This is a genomic window from Xenorhabdus japonica (assembly GCF_900115195.1).
Taxonomy (GTDB): domain Bacteria; phylum Pseudomonadota; class Gammaproteobacteria; order Enterobacterales; family Enterobacteriaceae; genus Xenorhabdus; species Xenorhabdus japonica.
Genome location: NZ_FOVO01000006.1, coordinates 118,653 through 137,778, shown reverse-complemented (window position 1 = coordinate 137,778; position 19,126 = coordinate 118,653). Strand labels below are relative to the sequence as shown.

Annotated in this window: 15 protein-coding genes, 1 rRNA gene and 2 pseudogenes; 4 read left to right on the top strand and 14 right to left on the bottom strand. The window is 40.9% G+C overall.

What is annotated here, in order from left to right:
- Positions 1 to 88: ribosomal RNA gene (rrf, locus tag BM135_RS17890) — 5S ribosomal RNA — on the top strand; the annotation flags it as partial.
- Positions 89 to 162: 74 nt separating this feature from the next.
- Here rrf and BM135_RS04350 read toward each other — a convergent pair.
- From BM135_RS04350 to BM135_RS04335, 4 genes and pseudogenes are all read right to left on the bottom strand, one after another.
- Positions 163 to 394 (bottom strand): annotated as a pseudogene (locus BM135_RS04350) (YfiM family protein); the annotation flags it as partial.
- A gap of 97 nt (positions 395 to 491) precedes the next feature.
- Positions 492 to 1,850, bottom strand: coding sequence for a CDP-diacylglycerol--serine O-phosphatidyltransferase (gene pssA / locus BM135_RS04345; protein ID WP_092518170.1), 1,359 nt, complete (start codon positions 1,848 to 1,850; stop codon positions 492 to 494).
- A 213-nt stretch (positions 1,851 to 2,063) separates the two neighbouring features.
- The gene (locus BM135_RS04340) at positions 2,064 to 4,706 is read right to left on the bottom strand and encodes a bifunctional acetate--CoA ligase family protein/GNAT family N-acetyltransferase (protein WP_175485949.1); all 2,643 of its coding nucleotides are present in this window, start codon (positions 4,704 to 4,706) and stop codon (positions 2,064 to 2,066) included.
- 126 nt (positions 4,707 to 4,832) lie between these two features.
- Entirely contained in the window at positions 4,833 to 5,504 is a 672-nt protein-coding gene (locus BM135_RS04335; RefSeq protein WP_092518162.1) for a tRNA-uridine aminocarboxypropyltransferase, read from the bottom strand.
- Between the two features lie 135 nt (positions 5,505 to 5,639).
- On the opposite strand from BM135_RS04335, the gene BM135_RS04330 reads away from it, so the two are divergent.
- Positions 5,640 to 6,677 carry a tRNA/rRNA methyltransferase gene (locus BM135_RS04330; protein WP_092518161.1) on the top strand — a complete coding sequence of 346 codons (1,038 nt, stop codon included), beginning with the start codon at positions 5,640 to 5,642 and terminating at the stop codon, positions 6,675 to 6,677.
- A gap of 137 nt (positions 6,678 to 6,814) precedes the next feature.
- Here the strand turns inward: BM135_RS04330 and emrB are convergent, their stop codons facing one another.
- From emrB to proV, 8 genes and pseudogenes are all read right to left on the bottom strand, one after another.
- Entirely contained in the window at positions 6,815 to 8,356 is a 1,542-nt protein-coding gene (gene emrB, locus BM135_RS04325) for a multidrug efflux MFS transporter permease subunit EmrB (RefSeq protein ID WP_092518160.1), read from the bottom strand.
- Between the two features lie 9 nt (positions 8,357 to 8,365).
- Entirely contained in the window at positions 8,366 to 9,604 is a 1,239-nt protein-coding gene (emrA, locus tag BM135_RS04320) for a multidrug efflux MFS transporter periplasmic adaptor subunit EmrA (protein WP_092518159.1), read from the bottom strand.
- Between the two features lie 254 nt (positions 9,605 to 9,858).
- On the bottom strand, positions 9,859 to 10,374 hold the full coding sequence (mprA, locus tag BM135_RS04315) for a transcriptional repressor MprA (RefSeq protein ID WP_092518158.1): 516 nt from the start codon (positions 10,372 to 10,374) through the stop codon (positions 9,859 to 9,861).
- Positions 10,375 to 10,503: 129 nt separating this feature from the next.
- Positions 10,504 to 10,836, bottom strand: a complete 333-nt coding sequence (gene ygaH / locus BM135_RS04310; protein WP_422646140.1) for an L-valine transporter subunit YgaH — start codon at positions 10,834 to 10,836, stop codon at positions 10,504 to 10,506.
- 8 nt (positions 10,837 to 10,844) lie between these two features.
- Complete coding sequence (locus BM135_RS04305) at positions 10,845 to 11,639, bottom strand: AzlC family ABC transporter permease (RefSeq protein ID WP_092518154.1); 795 nt, start codon at positions 11,637 to 11,639, stop codon at positions 10,845 to 10,847.
- Between the two features lie 208 nt (positions 11,640 to 11,847).
- Positions 11,848 to 12,810 (bottom strand): glycine betaine/L-proline ABC transporter substrate-binding protein ProX, encoded by a 963-nt coding sequence (gene proX, locus BM135_RS04300; protein ID WP_422646138.1) that lies wholly within the window; start codon positions 12,808 to 12,810, stop codon positions 11,848 to 11,850.
- A 181-nt stretch (positions 12,811 to 12,991) separates the two neighbouring features.
- Positions 12,992 to 14,033: pseudogene (proW, locus tag BM135_RS04295) on the bottom strand (glycine betaine/L-proline ABC transporter permease ProW); the annotation flags it as partial.
- The gene (proV, locus tag BM135_RS04290; RefSeq protein ID WP_092518153.1) at positions 14,023 to 15,225 is read right to left on the bottom strand and encodes a glycine betaine/L-proline ABC transporter ATP-binding protein ProV; all 1,203 of its coding nucleotides are present in this window, start codon (positions 15,223 to 15,225) and stop codon (positions 14,023 to 14,025) included. The pseudogene proW and the gene proV, both read right to left, overlap by 11 nt.
- A gap of 1,517 nt (positions 15,226 to 16,742) precedes the next feature.
- On the opposite strand from proV, the gene BM135_RS04280 reads away from it, so the two are divergent.
- Positions 16,743 to 17,228, top strand: a complete 486-nt coding sequence (locus tag BM135_RS04280; protein WP_092518149.1) for a methylated-DNA--[protein]-cysteine S-methyltransferase — start codon at positions 16,743 to 16,745, stop codon at positions 17,226 to 17,228.
- A gap of 189 nt (positions 17,229 to 17,417) precedes the next feature.
- Positions 17,418 to 17,627 carry a transcription antiterminator/RNA stability regulator CspE gene (cspE, locus tag BM135_RS04275; protein ID WP_092518147.1) on the top strand — a complete coding sequence of 70 codons (210 nt, stop codon included), beginning with the start codon at positions 17,418 to 17,420 and terminating at the stop codon, positions 17,625 to 17,627.
- Between the two features lie 125 nt (positions 17,628 to 17,752).
- On the opposite strand, the gene crcB is transcribed toward cspE, so the two are convergent.
- Both crcB and lipA read right to left on the bottom strand, forming a co-directional pair.
- Positions 17,753 to 18,127, bottom strand: coding sequence for a fluoride efflux transporter CrcB (gene crcB, locus BM135_RS04270; RefSeq protein WP_092518145.1), 375 nt, complete (start codon positions 18,125 to 18,127; stop codon positions 17,753 to 17,755).
- Between the two features lie 15 nt (positions 18,128 to 18,142).
- A complete protein-coding gene (gene lipA, locus BM135_RS04265; RefSeq protein ID WP_092518144.1) occupies positions 18,143 to 19,108 on the bottom strand; it encodes a lipoyl synthase in 966 nt (321 codons plus the stop codon).
- Positions 19,109 to 19,126: the final 18 nt, after the last annotated feature.

Sequence of the window (19,126 nt, the reverse complement as noted above, 5' to 3'; positions counted from 1 at the left end):
CTGACCCCATGCCGAACTCAGCAGTGAAACACCGTAGCGCCGATGGTAGTGTGGGGCCTCCCCATGTGAGAGTAGGACACTGCCAGACAGTCAATCAGACAGAAAAGCCATCCGGTCACGGGTGGCTTTTTTGCGTTTGGGATTAAAAAATTACTTCATGGACTAGTATAAACTATAACCAGCTATCGCTCCTGCTATATCATAAGCAATATCATGCCAACTCCAGCCTGTTCCTGATGGTCGGCTATCATATAGTTCTTTTGCTGTACCAATACTGTGATAGTAATACACTAAGTTGCGCACTTTCACGATGTCCCCAATTTTGACGATCACCATAAGAATTTCCTGCGGCAGCTACGATTGCAGAAAATAAGGAATGTTGTGCTTTATCTTTTAAAATCATAGCTGTTTGCTAGGTAAGATACAAAAACCCCCTCAGGCAATAGCGAGAGGGGATCAAAAAGACAATAATTATCAACTAATTGTCTATTTTACAGTATCCTATTGATTAGTCGGTCTACTCTAATACGGCGTAAACGTCGTATTAGTTTTCTTACCTTAATAGGATAGAGTTGGATATTTTCAATTTCTTGATAATTATAAATAATTTTGGTATGAGTACGGATGCAATCTAGCTCCATTGTACGTTGTTCTTTCATCTCTTGATGGGGATCGTGGATAAGAATGGCATTTTCCAGATCCAACCCCCACGCACGAGGATTAAGATTATTACCAGTAATTAATTGCCATTTATTATCAATCCAGATCCCTTTTAAGTGATAAGTATTATCTTGGTCTTTCCATAACCGGATAGTTAATTGCTGGCTATCGATAAATTTTTGCAATCGACTAGCAAAACGACGCAAATTAATTTCATACAGATAAGGCAATGCACCGATGATCTTAAATGGTTCTTCTGGTGGAATATAGAAATCATTGGCTGTTTTGTCTCCAATGATAATCTCAACTTGTTTTCTTTGACGGAGTAGCCGAGATATTGTTCGCACCAGCACTGCCGGTAAATTGAAATAAGGTGTACAGATAACCAACTTATCTTCGGTACAAGACATGAGATGATAAATGGTTTTGTTCAGTAGGTTCTTTTTTCCCAACCCAACAAGAGGGGTTACCGCTAATTCTTCATTTGATGCTTGATTTTCAACGTGATATTCGGAATTTCTCAATGAAGCACGAAATTGACGGATCAAACCTTTAATTTCAAGACTACGAGGACGATTGTAGCTGGCCAAATTCTTTACGGCTTCAGCACTAATAATACTGTCATCAATAAATTGCTTCATGACTGCGGCAAGTTTTGCATTATGCAATATATGATAACGATCATAACGATATTTTTCATAACGGTGCAGATAGACATCATTAATGCTGGCTCCGCTATAAATAACCGTATCATCAAAGATGAACCCTTTTAGATGTAAAACCCCCAGCGCTTCACGTGTATTCACAGGAACACCCAAAATAGGAATATTAACACTAGGGTATCTTTCAGTCATGGAACAGTACCAATCTGCATTTGTTGCCGCAGCTGCTACACCAATCCGGCCACGTTGAGCACGATGCCAATCAACCAGAATTTTGATATCCAATTCGGGGCGATTTTTTTTTGCAACATATAGCGCAGTCAGAATATCCCATCCGGCATCATCATTTTCTAAATATAATGCAGCGATATAAATATGTTTTTGGGCATTTGCAATGTGCTCTAGTAAGGCGCTGCGAAACACTTTAGTTTGATAAAGTGTTTCAATGTCAGCAACTGACTGCGGTAGCTTAGGCAGTTGTGCAAGGTGTTGTTGGTGTTTTGCTTGCTTAAATATGGACAACATCACAGTGCGTTTTTTCTCTTAGTTTAGATGGAGTCAATACCATCATAAGGTGTATGAATAAAAATGAATTGACGATAATACCATTAGTTTCGTTCATTGTGAGTATGAATTAATTTTCCTGAGATGATTGGTCTAACTCTGTGCGATTTATCACGAAGTGAGAATTTATTATTATCCGAGATGTTCATCATGAGATATATGCTGAATTTATTGTTGTTAGAGTTTCAACATAAGATTAACAATGCCGTCTTCTAACTGTATATCAATGGTAAATCCAAGTTTTTTCGCCAGTTGAATCATATTACGGTTTTCAGGCATAGTGATGGCTGTTAGTGCCTGAATACCATGTTCCCTTGTGTAGTGAATCAACTTAGTCATAAGCTGATAGCCTAATGTAATTCCCTTGAGATCTGATCGGACTAATATCGCAAACTCTGCTTCGATATTATCGGGATCGGCCATGGCACGAGCAACACCAATAATTTCAGGTGTTGTTGTTGGATGGCGGATCGCCACAAATGCCATTTCTCGGTCATAGTCAATTTGAGTCATGTTTGCGAGATCATCATGAGTAAACTCGCTGATTTTACTGAAATAACGGTAATAAAGATCTTCTTTCGTCACTTGACCGATAAATTCTTTCAACAATGGTTCATCTTCCGGCAGGATTGGTCGTAGTAAACACTCAAGATCATCTTTTATGTAGATAGTTTCTTCCAGCTCATTGGGATAAGGCCGGATAGCAAGTCTTTTGCGAGGATCGCCCGTTACTGGCATCAATTCCATTGTCACATCCAATAGAGTGAACTCATTGCCTGATGCAAGCAGTGGATGGATATTCATGCGAATAATTTGAGGGCAGTCGATCAGAAGATTGGATACTCTGACCAATAATTGACTGAGGGCGAGAATATCCAGAGGTAAAATTGAGCCACTAGATTTTATTTTGCCACTCTTAATTGCCTGAATAACCAGATAACGGGCTAATGCCATATTAAGGGGAGGAAGGGCGACCGCTGCCTGTGTTTCATGTACCCAATCAATTCCCCCTTCTCCCAGCATGATTAAAGGGCCAAATATCTCGTCTTGTTCAATAGAAATCCTCAACTCTTGTGCACCAGCCCGGTTAGCCATGCTTTGTACTAGCAATCCATGAATTCTGGCTTGTGGGAAGTTTTGTTTGACACGTTCAATAATCGCTTGTGCTGCTGTCTTCACTTCATGGGCATTACGTAAATAAAGCATTACTCCCTGAACTTCTGATTTATGTGGAATATCTGGTGAGCGGAGTTTTAATGCCACAGGGTAGCCAATTTTTTCTGCAATATTGACTGCATCATCACTGGTATGAGCGATCCAAGTCGGCAAAGTATTTAAACCATAAGCATCAACGATAGGTTGTACTTCATGGGTATCCAGCCAGACATGCCCGTTATCAAGGGCATGTTGTATACATTCATGGGCTCGTGCCGTATTTGATGTAATGCCAATTGGTAAGGATGGTGTTTCTTTTAGCTGTTTTTGGTTTCGTTGATACTCCACCATATGCATAAATGCGGTAATAGCTCCTTCAGGCGTCCGATAAGTAGGAATACCGGCTTCACTGAACAAGCGTCGAGCTTCTAATGAAGAATATTCTCCGCACCAATTAGTAAAAATGGTGATCCATTTTCCACGAGGATGTTCTTTAATGATCTGTATGACCCGAACTGCTGTCGTTTGGCTGTGGGATATGGCACAAGGAGAATGGATTAGCAGCAAGGCATCATAATCGTGGTTATCCAAAAGTAGTTTGAGTGCAGTAATATACTGTTCGGTTGAGGAGTCATCACCGATATCTAATGGATTACGTAAAATAAAGGTATTGGGCAAGATACCAGATAATCGATTGAGTGTTTCCTCGCCTAACATAGCGAGTTTGCCAGTTCTCCTGAGTAACTCATCCAGCGCCATTGCCGCTGGTGCTGCACCATTACTGACGATTAATAAACGTTCCCCGCGCAATGGACGCATAAAACTCAATGTTTCCACTGCGGAAAACATTTCATGCGTATCCTGTACACGTAGCAATCCGGCACGTTGAATAGCAGCGTCATAAGCAGCATCAAAATTTTGTTGTTCTCCCAATAACTGCTGAGCTTTTCGGGTACGGCTGCTTTTCACGACCAGAATGGGTTTATTGCGTGAAGCGCTTCGGGAGGCTGAAAGAAAACGTCGGGCATCACTGATGTGTTCGAGGTGTAACAAAATGGCACTGGTCTTACTGTCTCTTGCCAAAAAGTCAAGCAGGTCATCGATATCAATATCAACACTGTCTCCCAAAGCAATAAAATACGAAAAACCAATATTGCGATGATTTGCCCAGTCCAGAATTGTGTTTGATATTGCTGCTGATTGCGAAATAAAAGCTAGTTTCCCCTTAAGAATGGGGATGGGTGAAAAACTGGCATTCAGCCCACACCAAGGTGCCAGAATGCCAAGGCTATTTGGTCCCAGAATTCGAATATGATGTTTTTGGCCGTATTGTTTCAATTCAGTAAATTGTGTTGGTGGCGAGGATAAAATAATCACGGTCTTGCAGCCATGTTGGGTCAGTTGCTCCAGCAAAGACAAATTGCGGCTGTGGTGAGTGCAGATCACTGCTAAATCGGGAGTCAAGGGTAATTTATCAATTGAAGGATAAGCTAACACCCCTAGAACAGCAGATTTGTTTGGTGTGACGGGGAGAATCGGTCCTGTAAACCCCCCCATCAGCAAATTTCGCATCAACATTGAGCTGGCTTTTTCTGGCTTTTCAGAAGCACCAATAACGGCGATAGATTTAGGGTGTAATAATGCTTCAAGTCCGCGCTGGCTCATTTTTGGGATTCCTCATCAGTTATTACATCAATAAACAATCACTGTTGATTAAACAATTACTATGAATAACTTTGACTACCATCAGTCACTTTAGCGCGGCTTGTCAAGCATTACTGTGACTTATTCCTACAGATGATTAGATTTTCCTGCCAGATATTGTTCACGAAAATGATTGAAATGGCTTAATAATGATTGTGACGCTTCAACATCCCCTGCCAATTCTAGTGCCGCCGCCGCGACTTCGGCAGTACAATGCTGCTCTGTTCTGGAAGGAACCCGAAGTAAATAATCCATTTTGGCAATGCGATTAATAGATAACAGCGGAATATCATCCAAATATGGGCTTTTGCGAAACATTTTTCTTGCTTCGGGCCAAGTACCATCCAATATAATGAGCAGGGGTGGTTTCTGGTTATCAGGGATCTTCTGATACACCGTCCGAGGAGGTGTGGCATAACTGTCCGGAAAGATCAGATAAGGTTGTCGGGTTGGATCGCGCAACACTTCAAGCAGTTGTTGATCTGGCTCGGTTCTGGACCAGAGAAAAGCGTGTGTATCGGGCAGAATATCTGCAATCAACTTTCCGGTATTACTGGGTTTCATTGGTTCAGTATCAAACATGATGAGACAGAAGCGACTTACCGCATTTGCAGGTGAAACCATTTCACACAGGCATTTTTTTTGGGGTAATAAACAATACAGGCAACGCTGTACCCGACAACCTCTTGCCTGAAAAGGGCGGGTAGAACGGGCAAGGCGATGTTGGCAAAGCTGATAAACGGCGTTGTTATTTCTCATTTAAGAACTCAAACATGTTTGTGGATAAAGCCAGTAAAAAAATTAGCGGATATTTTAATGGATTGTCGTTGCCAGAGGTAGCTTCGGGCGCGTACATCGGGTAATCTTCGCGCCATAACGTAGTTGGAGAAATAAATGAACGATTCCTATAGTGGTAAGAGCGGCAAAGTCAAAGTAATGTATGTCCGCAGTGAGGACAATAACGATAACCGTAAAGGCGGTGATCGCCGTAAAAACAGTGACAACCGTAAAAATGATAAACGTCCGTTTGGCAAAGGGCGTGAGCAGGGTGATCGTCGTCGTGACCATGATCGTCCGGCACGTTCAAGCGATAGTTCTCCGTGGAAAACGATCTCTCGTCCTGAGGGAGAATTTTTAAAGCCGGAGCATAGTGGTATTAGTGGCAAAAGTTATATTGATCCTGAACAGCTTCGTCGCCAGCGTTTGGAAGAAACCCGTATCTATGGGGAAAATGCTTGTCAGGCAATGTTCCAGAACCGTCCTGATGCGATTGTTCGGGCTTGGTTTGTTCAATCAGTCACCCCGCGTTTTCGCAATGCACTGAAATGGATGGCGGCAAATCGTAAAGCTTACCATGTGGTTGACGATGAAGAATTATCTAAGGCATCAGGCACAGAGCACCACGGTGGCGTATGTTTCCTGATAAAGAAACGCAATAGCTTGGATGCGGAAACTTATTTACAGCAGGCTCCAGCGAAAGATTGTGTGTTGGCATTGGAAAACGTGGGCAACCCACATAATCTTGGAGCAATCATGCGTAGTTGTGCGCATTTTGGCGTGCAGGGTGTGATTTTGCAGGATACGTCGATGCTGGAATCAGGTGCGGCTGTTCGTACAGCCGAAGGTGGTGCTGAACACATCAAAGGCATTGATGCTGATGGGTTCACGGCTACGCTGAGTAAATTCCGCAATGAGGGTTACACCATTGTGACTACATCAAGTCATAAAGGTAGCACAACACTGGCACAAGCAACATTACCGGAAAAAATGGTCTTGGTATTAGGTCAGGAAAGTGACGGATTAAGTGACAGTACTTGGGAAGATGGCGACATCCGCCTTTCCATCGGTGGAACTGGTCGGGTGGAGAGCCTGAACGTTTCTGTTGCAACAGGTATTATGCTGGCGGAATGGTGGCGCCAGAATAAAGTATAATTTTTTATACAAAACAGAAAGAGATAGTTTAATCTCCATTATTAATTGGCCCTGACTATTTAGTCAGTGATCCATAACGGGAGTAAGTACTCCCGTTAAAACAGTATATTTAATGAAATAAATTTAATTTCATAAAATTAATGCGCTCTTCCCTGATCTTTGCCACCGGCAGAAAAAGGTGGTTTTGCCATCCAGATCAATAAGATCAAGACAAGGAATGCACCTGCTGAAAGCCAAAAGATTTCATTGGCTGAGATAATCAATCCTTGATGTGTGATCTCTTTTGCCAGATAAGCTGAGATTTGTTCATCATTCATACCCAGTTGAGAGAGCTGCTGATGAATTTGTTGATAATTGGGATTATATGGGTTGATGTTTTCTACAAAATTGGCATGGTGCATGGATTCACGCTGTGTCCATATTGTAGTTGTGAGAGATGTTCCGATTGAACCCGACAGTATGCGGGTAAAATTTGACAGGCTGGAAGCCGAGGCCATTCGCTCTGGTGCTAGCCCTGATAATGTAATAGTTGTCAGTGGCATAAAGAAACATGCCATGGCAAGCCCCTGAACAAATTGAGGCCATGCAACGGCGGCAAAATCCATGCTGGGTTCAAAGGTATATGCTCGCCAATAGAAACAAATAGCATAAGTGACGAAACTGAATGTCACGATATAGCGCATATCTATCTTGTGGCTAAATTTACCAATGACGGGGGACAGCAATAGTGGTAGCAATCCTACAGGTGCGGCTGCAAAGCCAGCCCAAGTTGCGGTATAGCCGAAAACTTCTTGCAACAGTTGCGGCAGTAAAACAATTGAACCAAAGTACATCATGAAACCGAGGCTAATACTCAGTGTACCAATGGAAAAATTGCGTTGTTTAAACAGAGATAGATCGATTATCGGATGGTCATCAGTCAGTTCCCATATGATCAGGAAAATGAGTGCGACAATCGCAATAATAGTAAGGACAATAATCTCTGTGGAGTGAAACCAATCAAGTTCTTTGCCTTGGTCAAGCATAATTTGCAGGCTACCTATACCAATCACCAGCAAAAAAAGCCCAGTGATATCAATAGGGCGTATTTCTGTTTTTGTTTCTCGGTCGCGCAATAACTGCGTGATGACAAAGATAATTGTGATACCAAGGGGAATATTGATGAAAAAAATCCATCCCCAATGATAGTTGTCACTGATATAGCCGCCAAGGATAGGTCCACAAATGGGAGCAACCACGATCATTACCGACCACAGCGCCAATGCCATGTTCCGTTTAGCTATTGGATAATTATTTAGTAGCAAACTTTGGCAAAGAGGAAGTACGGGGCCAGCCGCCAATCCTTGAACAACACGGAAGAAAATCAACATGCTGAGGCTGTTGGAAAGACCACACAGCCAAGATGACAGAGTAAAAATCGCAGTAGACCAGATGAACAACTTCACTTCACCAAAGCGCTTCGCCAGCCAACCGGTAATTGGAATGGAAATGGCGTTTGCGACACCGAAGGAGGTAATCACCCATGTTCCCTGTGAGCTTGATGCACCTAGATTACCTGCAATCGTCGGTATGGCGACGTTGGCAATGGTAGAGTCGAGAACAAGCATGAAAGTCGCCATTGAAAGAGTAATGGTCAGAAGAGCGAGTTTCGTACGTGTAAACGGTTCTCTTGTTACCATGCTTCCTCCTTAAGGTTGATTTCCTGAGTTACTATTAATAATGTCAGTAACTATTTTGTTTACAGGAGCCATATCGATCGTCAAGGCATTGGTGTGGTAGGCAGGGAGAGTGCGTTCAGTTGTTGCCAGTACTGTTCCATTGGTGTTCACAGTGTCTACAGTGACTTTTGTGGATAACCCGATCCGCAGGGGATGCTGTTTTAATTGTTCAGGATCAAGCTCAATACGGACTGGCAGGCGTTGTACGACTTTAATCCAGTTTCCGCTGGCATTTTGCGCAGGAAATATGGAAAAAGCGCTACCGGTTCCCATATCAATTCCGACAACCTTGCCAGTATAGATAACATCATCACCATAGAAATCGCTGATAATTTTAGCAGGCTGACCAATCCGCATATTCGCAAGCTGAGTTTCTTTGAAATTGGCTTCAATCCACATATTGTTGGCAGGTACGATCGCCATTAATGGTGCTCCTGAATTGATACGGGAACCTATCTGAACGCCACGGCGAGCAACATAACCATCAACAGGGCTGACAATGTTGGTTCTCTGTAAGGCGAGCCATGCATCACGAACGCCTGAAGCTGCTTTTTCAACGGCTGGCTGTTTTTCCAGAGGGGTATCCAGAATAATAGCTTGATTGCTTTTATATTGGGCTATTGCGATATCCAGATTGGCTTGAGCAGCAGCAACGTTTTCACGCATATGTTGCAACTCTTCTTTACCGATTAAATCTCGGGTTCCCAGTACTTCTCTTCGGTTAAGGTCATTCTGGGCTTTTCTGAGAGCAATTTTTTTCAGCTCAATGATAGCCTGGTATCTTTTACTATCGACCATATGCTGATGAATAGCCCGGACAGTATTGGCTAATTCATTTTCGGCTCGTTTCAAGGCCAATTCGGCATCACGGGGATCGAGCTGGACGATGGGCTGACCACTTTTCACAAAATCAGTATCGTCAACATTAATAGTCACGACGCTGCCTGTAATTTGCGACATCACTTGTACTTTATTGCCAGAGACATAAGCATTTTCGGTCTCTTGTTGATAACGTAAAGCGATAAACCAGTAAACGGTATAACTTGCGCCAAGTAAAAGGAAGAGTAACGTCAATAACGTAATGATGCTGCGGCGTTTCCGTTTTTTAGCACCTTGTTTTTCAGTATCTTGTTTTTCAGCATCATTTTTTTCGCTTAAAGAAAGCGGCTCAGCGCTCGACGGAAGTGGTGTTTTCTCACTAACACTCATAGAGAGTCCCCGCATTTGTTTATAACTGATTATTGCTTGTATAGTTTCGGCTGGATACAATTCGCTTCCATACAACACCCTTCCAGTAGTGTGTGTTTACACTACTGGAAGGGTGAACGGTATGGATTTAAATATTATCTGAAGATAATAGCAGCCATATGGAGTATCAGATGATACAGGCTTGCAGAAAAGTTTTTTAGATCATGTTGCTATAACATGCTTTCTTAGTTCAAAACTGTTCAGAAGAAGGGAAATCACTTACTTAAACAATCCCCAATATTATCTAATTGCCCCAAAATTTTTCTCATCAATTTCTCTAATTGCTCTTTCTCATTCAAATCAAGAATAGACCAAAGTTTGATCAGGCATTCATGCTGAGGTGGAAGCAAACTATTCAGGAAATTTGAACCTTTATCTGTAAGATGAAGATGGAGACAACGACGATCGTTATGACTCTCCTTCCTCTCTATCCAACCTTGCTTTTCTAATTCATCTGCAATTCGGGTTGCATTTGTACGGGAAGAGCCTAATGCAGCACTAAGTTCTGATGGCTGAATGCTACGACTGTCTTTGGTATCCAGAATCATCAGAGCCATAAACAAGGTTTCATTGATTCCTTGTGCTTTCAGCATGTTATTGCGATTTTCCAGCAGTTTACTCTGGACATGCATAGATAAGCGAGTGAGTAAAATCTCTTGATAGGGTAGACTCTTTTGCTGTGCTACGCGGCAATTAAGTAACTCTTCTGTGGGAGTGAATGAACTTTCCATTGTTTAGATACCTTATTAGTTTCAACCGGTAAAGTAACTTCTGTTAAAAACCATACAAATACTATATTAAAAGTTAAATTTAGCAATTATAGTTATTTGTTATCATCATATTTTTTTTAATATTGATACCTAATTCATAAATATATTGAATATTATACCAAAAACCACGGCACCAGATAGTGTAGAGATGATGATGCTTCGGGTTTTATAGAAGAAAAGGCAAATGGTTAGGCATCCAATTAAAGTCGGAAAAAATTTGTTGTGCTCTTCCATTACGTTAGGAATGCTGGAGACGATGAGGAGTGAGCAAATTGATGCAATACCAATGCTATCGAGTATGACTCCCATTTTCCCCGTTGTCCCTCTAGATGAGCGGTTACCTCCTAGACGCAGAGGAAGGTAGCGGAATAAAAAGTTGGCTACGCCTACAATAATTCCGATGAAAAATATTTTATTATCAATCATATAATTTACTTTGTATGTGTTGTATTTGTATTCAACTGTGCATTTTTAGTTTGCAGAAGTGCTGCTACACATCCACTGATAATTCCTGCAAGAATGGCGACGGGTATTGAAAAGAATGTAATTCCCATTAAAGCGCCTAATAAGGCAGCAGTAACACAGTAGCTATTTTGTCTTTTGAACGATGCTAATAAAAAGCTCAAAAATAGTGCTGGAAGCATAAATGTCATAGCAGCTTCAACTGTGGGATAAGAATTCAGATAACCATTGCCTAATACGGTGCCTGCTACGGTACCCAATACCCAAGAGAACCAGGAGCATATTGCAATAGTGGCCATCCAGTTTTCACTCCAACTCCGTTGGTTTTCGATCAGTTTAGTTGTGGCTGCGGCAAAAACTTCATCTGTCAGGCCAAAGGCCCAAATCACAGTTTTCTTTTCCGATAGTGCTTGCTTGATGCGATGGCGTAAGGCAGGGCCATACAAAATATGGCGGATATCCATTGCTATTACGGTCAGAGCCGAAATCCACAATGACACTCCTGCACTCAGTAAGGCGGTGATAACAAACTGGCTGGCTCCAGCATAAATGACACATGAAAAAAAGATGGCTTCTATGGGAGTAAATCCCAGTTTAATGGCACTTAAGCCAAATGCAAAAGAGATAGGAATATAGCCAATGGCGATAGGAAAACTATCAAAAACACCTTCTTTAAATGAAGAAACCTTATGTGGTTGAGCCGTATCGGATTCTGATGCATCAGATATTAGCATATCAGGTGCAGATTTATCAGGCATTGGCATGGAGTATTTTGTTTTTTTGTTAATAGATAAAACAACCTTAACAAAATATTATGAAAGTGAAAATATGAAATATATAAATTATTTAAATAATTCCATTGGGAATAAAGGAATTAGCGGTGATATGAAGAATGTGCACTGGATAGCCATGAATTTTATTAATATTTTCACAACCATCCAGCACAGAGTGAGGGTAAAGTCAATTTACATTTTAATTAGCGGCTTTTCTTGCTGCTTTTAGCCAATGATCTACTGTTTTATGGTGTGACTTGATCCAGCCTTCTGCTTGACGTTCAATATCGGCTTCAGAAATTTTATTGCTATGCATATGTTGATTTTGAGCATTGATATCAGCAATGGGTAGAGTCATAACAGCAAAAAGTTTTGCCGCAGCGGGATTCTTATCTGCCCATGCTTTGTTTGCCACAATATGCATGGTACTGGGAGGGAAACCATAGTTACGGCCATTGGGTAACTGGGTATCGATTGTTTCTATATCACCGAGGGCGGAAAAGGGCACTTGAAGCCAGACGACATCTTTTCCGGGTTTCAGTACATCGCTAACCCAGTAAGGTGTCCACGTATAATAGAGGATAGGTTTACCTTCCCGATAACGGGCAATAGTATCAGCCATCATGGCAGCATAATTGCCCTGATTATGTTCCACGGTATTTTTCAATCCATAAGCCTTCAATTGATTGTTGATCGCTTTTTCGCATCCCCACCCAGGGTTACAGCCTGTTAAATCAGCTTTTCCATCTCCATTGCTATCAAACAGTTTGGCCAGTTTAGGATCTTTTAATTGAGCGATATTAGTGATGTGGTATTTTTCTGCCGTTTTTTTATCAATCAGATATCCCTGAACCGCATTTATGACATAATTTCCCTTGCGGTAGAATATATTATCCCCGCCTGCCGCCTTGTATGAGGCGTTATGGAGTGGTACCCAATTGACGGCCATAAATGTGCCATCATTGGCAGCAATGGAAGCATAAGCGACGTTATAATCAACTTCTTTGATCGGTTTGACATCATAGCCGAGTTCTTTCAATGCCTTGCAGACTATCAAAGTCTGAAACGTTTCTTCGCTGATGGTACTTTGCAAAGGCTGTACACTGATTCCTTTGCCCGGAAGTTCAGTTGCAGATGCCACAGATGATAAAGAAAGGTCCATGAATGCTATTAGGAGTATTCCAAAAATTATCCCCTTATTCATGAGGTTTTTGCGTAAGGCGGTTATGCGCATGATAGTTTCCTCCTTTTTTTGTCAAGTCGGATATCGTTTTTAGGGGATTGTTTTGACTGACACCATTTTGATTTTGATGGGCAGTTTCTTTTCTGATTGGGAGAATTGAGAGAAAAAGTAGGCGAAGTAGCCCTATTGGCCCAGAGTGATACCAGTAGCCTCCTTTGGTTCGATTATTTTTTCCCAGAGATTGGGTTAGGCGATCAAGGATAATGGCAAGAATAACAATTCCTGTACCGCCAACGGATGCTAACCCTATATCAAGGCGACCAATACCGCGCAATACCATCTGCCCTAAGCCACCAACCGCAATCATGGAAGCAATGACAACCATGGAAAGCGATAACATTAATGTCTGATTCACACCAGCCATAATCGTAGGCATCGCCAGCGGAAGTTGAACTTTGAACAACATTTGTCGTGGACTTGCCCCAAATGATCTGGCGGCCTCAATTAAATCTGATGGAACTTGTTTTATTCCCAAAATGGTCAGACGAATAATGGGAGGAAAAGCAAAAATGATTGTGACCATGACTCCGGGCACATTACCTATACCAAACAGCATGACGATAGGAATGAGATAAACAAAAGCGGGGGGTGGTTTGCATAGCGTCCAGCAAGGGACGAACAATTTTGGCTAGCCGTTCATTGCGAGCCAACCAGATCCCAAGAGGAAGTCCGATTATAATACAGAACAGTAGGGCGGTAAGCACGAGAGCCATTGTTATCATCGCTTCTGACCATGCACCAATTGCACCGATTATGATCAATGAAATTAAGGAAACAGCGCCTACCCCAGCCCCAGCAAGTTGCCAGGCCAGCAATGCGAAAAATAGAATGGTAATGGGAGGGGGTAATGTCATCAGGAATTGTTCAAAGCCACTGAGGATAAAATCTACAGGGACACGAATTACCTGAAAAACTGGCCGGAAATGTACGACAACCCAATTAACGATATTGGTCACCCATGAATCAAACGGAATTAGTTTGTGCTGAAAAGGTGACATGATATTAAAGTGTTCTGGAGGAATATCGGTTGCAGATGTATTCAGCCAATCATAGTTTGATGAGGGAGAAGCGGTAGCACTGTCCATCCAAGGATCACTGCCGGTAGTCAGATCTGTGACTGCTTGTGGAGAGTTATTGTTCATTGGGTGTCTCCTTATCTAATGCCTGTAGCAATATTCCTTTGGAAATGATGCCTAAATAACGACCATTGTCATCTATGACAGGAACTGCGCAGGGAGATTGTGCGACGGTGGATATCAATTCATTCAGAGGCATATCTGCCGAAACGGCAGTTGGTTCTTCTAATATGGCATGTTCAATGGACTTTTTTTCTGTCAATGCTTGTTGCAGGGAATTGACAGACACCACACCAATAAACTTTTGGCCTCTTTCTATCAAATAGCCATAATTTCTATCCTCATTATCCAGTACTTTCAATGCAGAGCGGGGGCCAAAACCTGCGGCGGTATGAAGCAGTGATTCTGGCCGACGGCGGGCAATATCTTTTGCTGAGAAGATATGGCTGATATTCACGCCACGGAAGAAAGTTTTGACATAATCATTAGCGGGATTATTCAAAATCTCATCAGGTGTACCGACCTGGACAACAATGCCGCTTTGCATGATGGCAATGCGATCACCGATACGCATAGCTTCATCCAAGTCATGGGAAATAAAAACAACGGTACGTTGGTGCTCTCCTTGCAGGCGCAGTAGTTCGTCTTGCATTTCAGTACGTATTAGAGGGTCGAGGGCTGAAAAGGCCTCATCCATTAACAGGATATCGGGATTGTTGGCCAAAGCTCTGGCTAGCCCAATACGTTGCTGCATACCACCGGAAAGTTCATCGGGATATGATAGGGCATAGCTTTCCAGATTAACTTGTTTCAGCGTTTCAAATGCTTTTTGATGGCGCTCTTCTTTTGGGATGCCAGCAAGCTCCATGCCAAACGCCGTATTCTCTAGAATATTCAAATGTGGCATCAGCGCAAATGATTGGAACACCATACTGATTTTACTGCGGCGAACTTCCCGTAACCGAGTTTCTGTGATGGTGGAAATATCCTCGTTATCGATAAGTACCTGACCTTTGGTAGGTTTTATCAGGCGATTGAGAAGACGTACTAGTGTGGATTTACCTGAACCAGATAACCCCATAATCACAAATATTTCGCCTTCTTCAATGACCAGATTGATATTTTGAACACCGACAGTGAGACCTGTTTTTTCGAATATTTGTTCTTTGCTGAGACCGGATGCTAATAGCCTGAATGCAAGTTCAGGATTATCACCAAATATTTTATAGAGATTCTTAACTTCAAGTTTGATGGTCATGGAATAAATATTTCCTATTGTTTAGGATGATATATTGTTTTCGAATGCTCCAGCACTATTTTACCAACATATACCCTAACACATTGAAATATACTGACAACACTTTATTTGAAATTATTAATGAAAATTATATTTACTCAATTGCATTTAGTGGTGTAATGAATCCATTTTTTGGATTATTTCTCAATCTTTCAGAAAATAAAAACTATCACTATAAATTGTTTTGATTTATTTTCATGCGTGATATTGCATTAGTTTTTATCGATTTCTTAGGCTTTATTACTTGATTTTTAGATAAAATTTTTTTCGTTAATAAATTAATTTATTAATAAATAAAGTAAGGTTTTTGATAGATTAATAGTTTAAATTATCATTGCAATATGTTTATAGAGTTGTTAAATATGATTATATGTGTAATATTTTAAATGGTGTTTTGGTGGTGTATAAATATTGATATAACAATGGAATATGTTTTTTATATTTATTTTTTATTCTGATTCATTTAATAAACGAGAGAAATTGAAATTTAGTGATCGGTATTTATTTCTGAGTATTGATTTTTTATTGCCAAGTTGTCAGTGGATTTTTATATTAAACAGTATGTTAATAGATATGGTTATGAATATTTAAGGATTGATAAAATAGCAAGTGAATTGCAAGTCTTGCGTTATTTTTTTTGCAGTATTTCACTGTATGTAAAATAGGCTGAAAATTGCAGCAACCATCAAAAGTTACAGAAGTTATCCATAATTACATAATTAAATGATTGTATAAATGAGAATGCACCCTTCGTCTTTTGTCTTTCATCTTCAAATTTTCTATTTTGCTGGTAGGGTTTTTCACTTTTGCTACTGCTCTTCAAGTTGAAATTTTTTAGATCTGATTCGTCATTTCACAGTTTAAGAGATAAAAAATGTTTCCTTTTCAGAAACGGAACATAGGGGCATTTCTATGTTGTATGTGCCTTGTCGAAAAGCCAGAGCCATAATTGAGATATGATTTTAATCACAGTTTGTAGTGAACGCTTTTAATGATTAGCTATAACTGGCTTTTTTGCTCCATTAGGTTAATGAGTTCCAGTGTAGTGTATCTCTTTCGGGAGATTTTCCCCCTGATTATTGTTCTGTAACTTGAAATCTACTGAGTAGAAACCACAGTGTTTGCCATAAATGATAACACTTCTAGTAAAATTTCTTGGTGTTATATATTATTATCAGTAATAAAAACTAACATACGTATATTATATTGAGATAATTCATTTTTGAAATAAATACTATATATGGTGATGGGGGTGTTAATTTTATCTATATATGGTGTTTTTATCTTTTTTAAATAGGTGACATTAAAAATAAAGTGTCATAACTTATTGGCAAAGCCATAATTTTAATTGTCAGAGGGCGCGATGGTTTCTTTATCAAATTGTCAGATGTGTAACCGAATTCATCATTGCAAATTGATGAATGAGAGATTTAGGCTAGTACAGAGATTTTCAATAATAAATTAAATGGAGGTAGTTTATGTATCATCATTACCTGAATACTCCAGAAGGATTTCCCAAGCCTTATGTACATATCAGTGCGGACGATGAAGGAGTAACCAGCATCTATTTCGTCAACGAAAAGGAAAAATTAGAATCTAAAAGTGTTATTACTAAGCAGTGTGTAAAAGAATTACAGGAATATTTCAAAGGAAAGCGGCTAACTTTTACAGTTCCTTTAAGTATGCAGGGAACTGAATTCCAAAAGCGCGTCTGGCAGCAGCTTTGTAACATCCCTTATGGCGAAATATGGAGCTATAAACAATTGGCACTAACGTTGGGATCGGTAAATTATTGTCGTGCAGTCGGTATGGCGAATTCACGCAATCCTATTTCATTAATTGTGCCTTGTCATCGAGTGATTGGGCATGATGGTAAATTGGTTGGCTATACCGGTGGACTAGATATCAAAGGATGGCTACTAGAGCATGAAAAGAGCAGAAAATCGAAAAGTAAACAGAGTTGAAATAAAACGCTAATTTATTTGTGAAATCACCATTAGCGTATAAAATCAATCCATGTAACTAAACGAAAAGTACGTTTTTTTACATTCTGTTATATATTTCGTGATCTATGTTACAGACAGTGGACTATATTATTTGGTGTACTGTACGTGACGCTAAGTTTGTGTCTTTTTTATTGAAGGTAAGTTTTGATGTCAAAAGTTAAAGGTAACGTTAAGTGGTTTAATGAATCTAAAGGATTCGGTTTTATCACTCCACAGGATGGTAGCAAAGATGTTTTTGTGCACTTTTCCGCCATTCAGTCTAACGGATTCAAAACTCTGGCCGAAGGCCAACAAGTAGAGTTTGATATTGCTGAGGGCGAGAAAGGCCCATCTGCTGCGAACGTTGTCGCAATCTAATTTCGAATCCCATATTCTGAAAACCCGTTTTGATAACGGGTTTTTTTATTTTATTAGATTTTAGAAATTTCAGTTTTTAGACAAGTAATATTTTGACCACAGTAGATTTGTCTTGCTCTGCATTATCAAAGTTTGTTCATCACCGCAAAAGCAAATGTTGTCATCAACAATGAACCAATTATATTCATCAAAATACTCAACAGTGCCCAACCCATTTTTCCTGCCTGCAATAGATAAACTACTTCAGCAGAAAAGGTGGAAAAGGTTGTTAGCCCACCACAAAAACCTGTAGTTAGCATCAGTTTCCAAACCGGATCGAGATGTGTGGCTTTGTTAAAATAGGCCAAACCCAATCCAATGATAAACGCACCAATACAATTAGCCGTCAGCGTACCAACGGCAATTGAGGAGGAGGGGGTGTTCAGGCGGAGGCTGATGAGCCAGCGTAACACGCTACCCAAGCCACCACCGATAAATACAGCAAACACAATATTTATCATGATGGTGGCAACGGATTATTTGACTTCCATGCCCTTAGCCTGCAAGTCAGCATGGTAAGAAGAGCGAACAAACGGGCCACATGCAGCATGAGTAAAGCCCATTTCTAATGCGGCTTCTTTCATTTCTTCAAATTCAGCAGGGCTGACATAACGCTGAACTGGCAGATGATGGCGGCTTGGTTGTAAATATTGCCCCAAAGTCAGCATAGTGACACCATGACTACGCAAATCTCGCATGACCTCTATAATTTCTTCGTTAGTTTCGCCCAATCCTACCATTAAGCCCGATTTAGTCGGGATATCTGGATGCGCTTCTTTGAATTTTTCCAGTAGTTTCAATGACCAATTGTAGTTTGCTCCCGGACGAACTTGGCGATAAATTCGTGGCACGTTTTCCAAATTGTGATTGAACACATCGGGAGGAGCGGCGGTTAGAATTTCCAGTGCATGATCCATGCGACCGCGGAAATCCGGCACCAAAGTTTCGATCCTAATTGATGGATTTTTTTCACGAATAGCGGTGATACAGTCAGCAAAATGCTGGGCACCTCCATCACGCAAGTCGTCACGGTCAACAGATGTAATAACGACATAACGCAGCCCCATATCCTGGATAGTTTGCGCGAGCTTGGTAGGCTCATTCGCATCAGGTGCATTCGGGCGGCCATGAGCTACGTCACAGAATGGGCAGCGACGGGTACAAATGGCGCCAAGGATCATAAAAGTGGCTGTTCCGTGGTTAAAACATTCAGCAAGGTTAGGGCAGGAGGCTTCTTCACAGACAGAATGCAATCCATTTTTGCGCATTGCAGCCTTGATACCCTGAATGCGGCTGGAATCCGCAGGAAGTTTGATTTTCATCCACTCAGGTTTACGCAAGAGTGCTTCACGTTCTGTGGCGACTGTCTTCACAGGGATCAAAGCTATCTTATCTGCGTCACGGTATTTGACACCACGTTCCATCTGAATTGGTTTACTCATAATCGTGCTGGTTCCAGT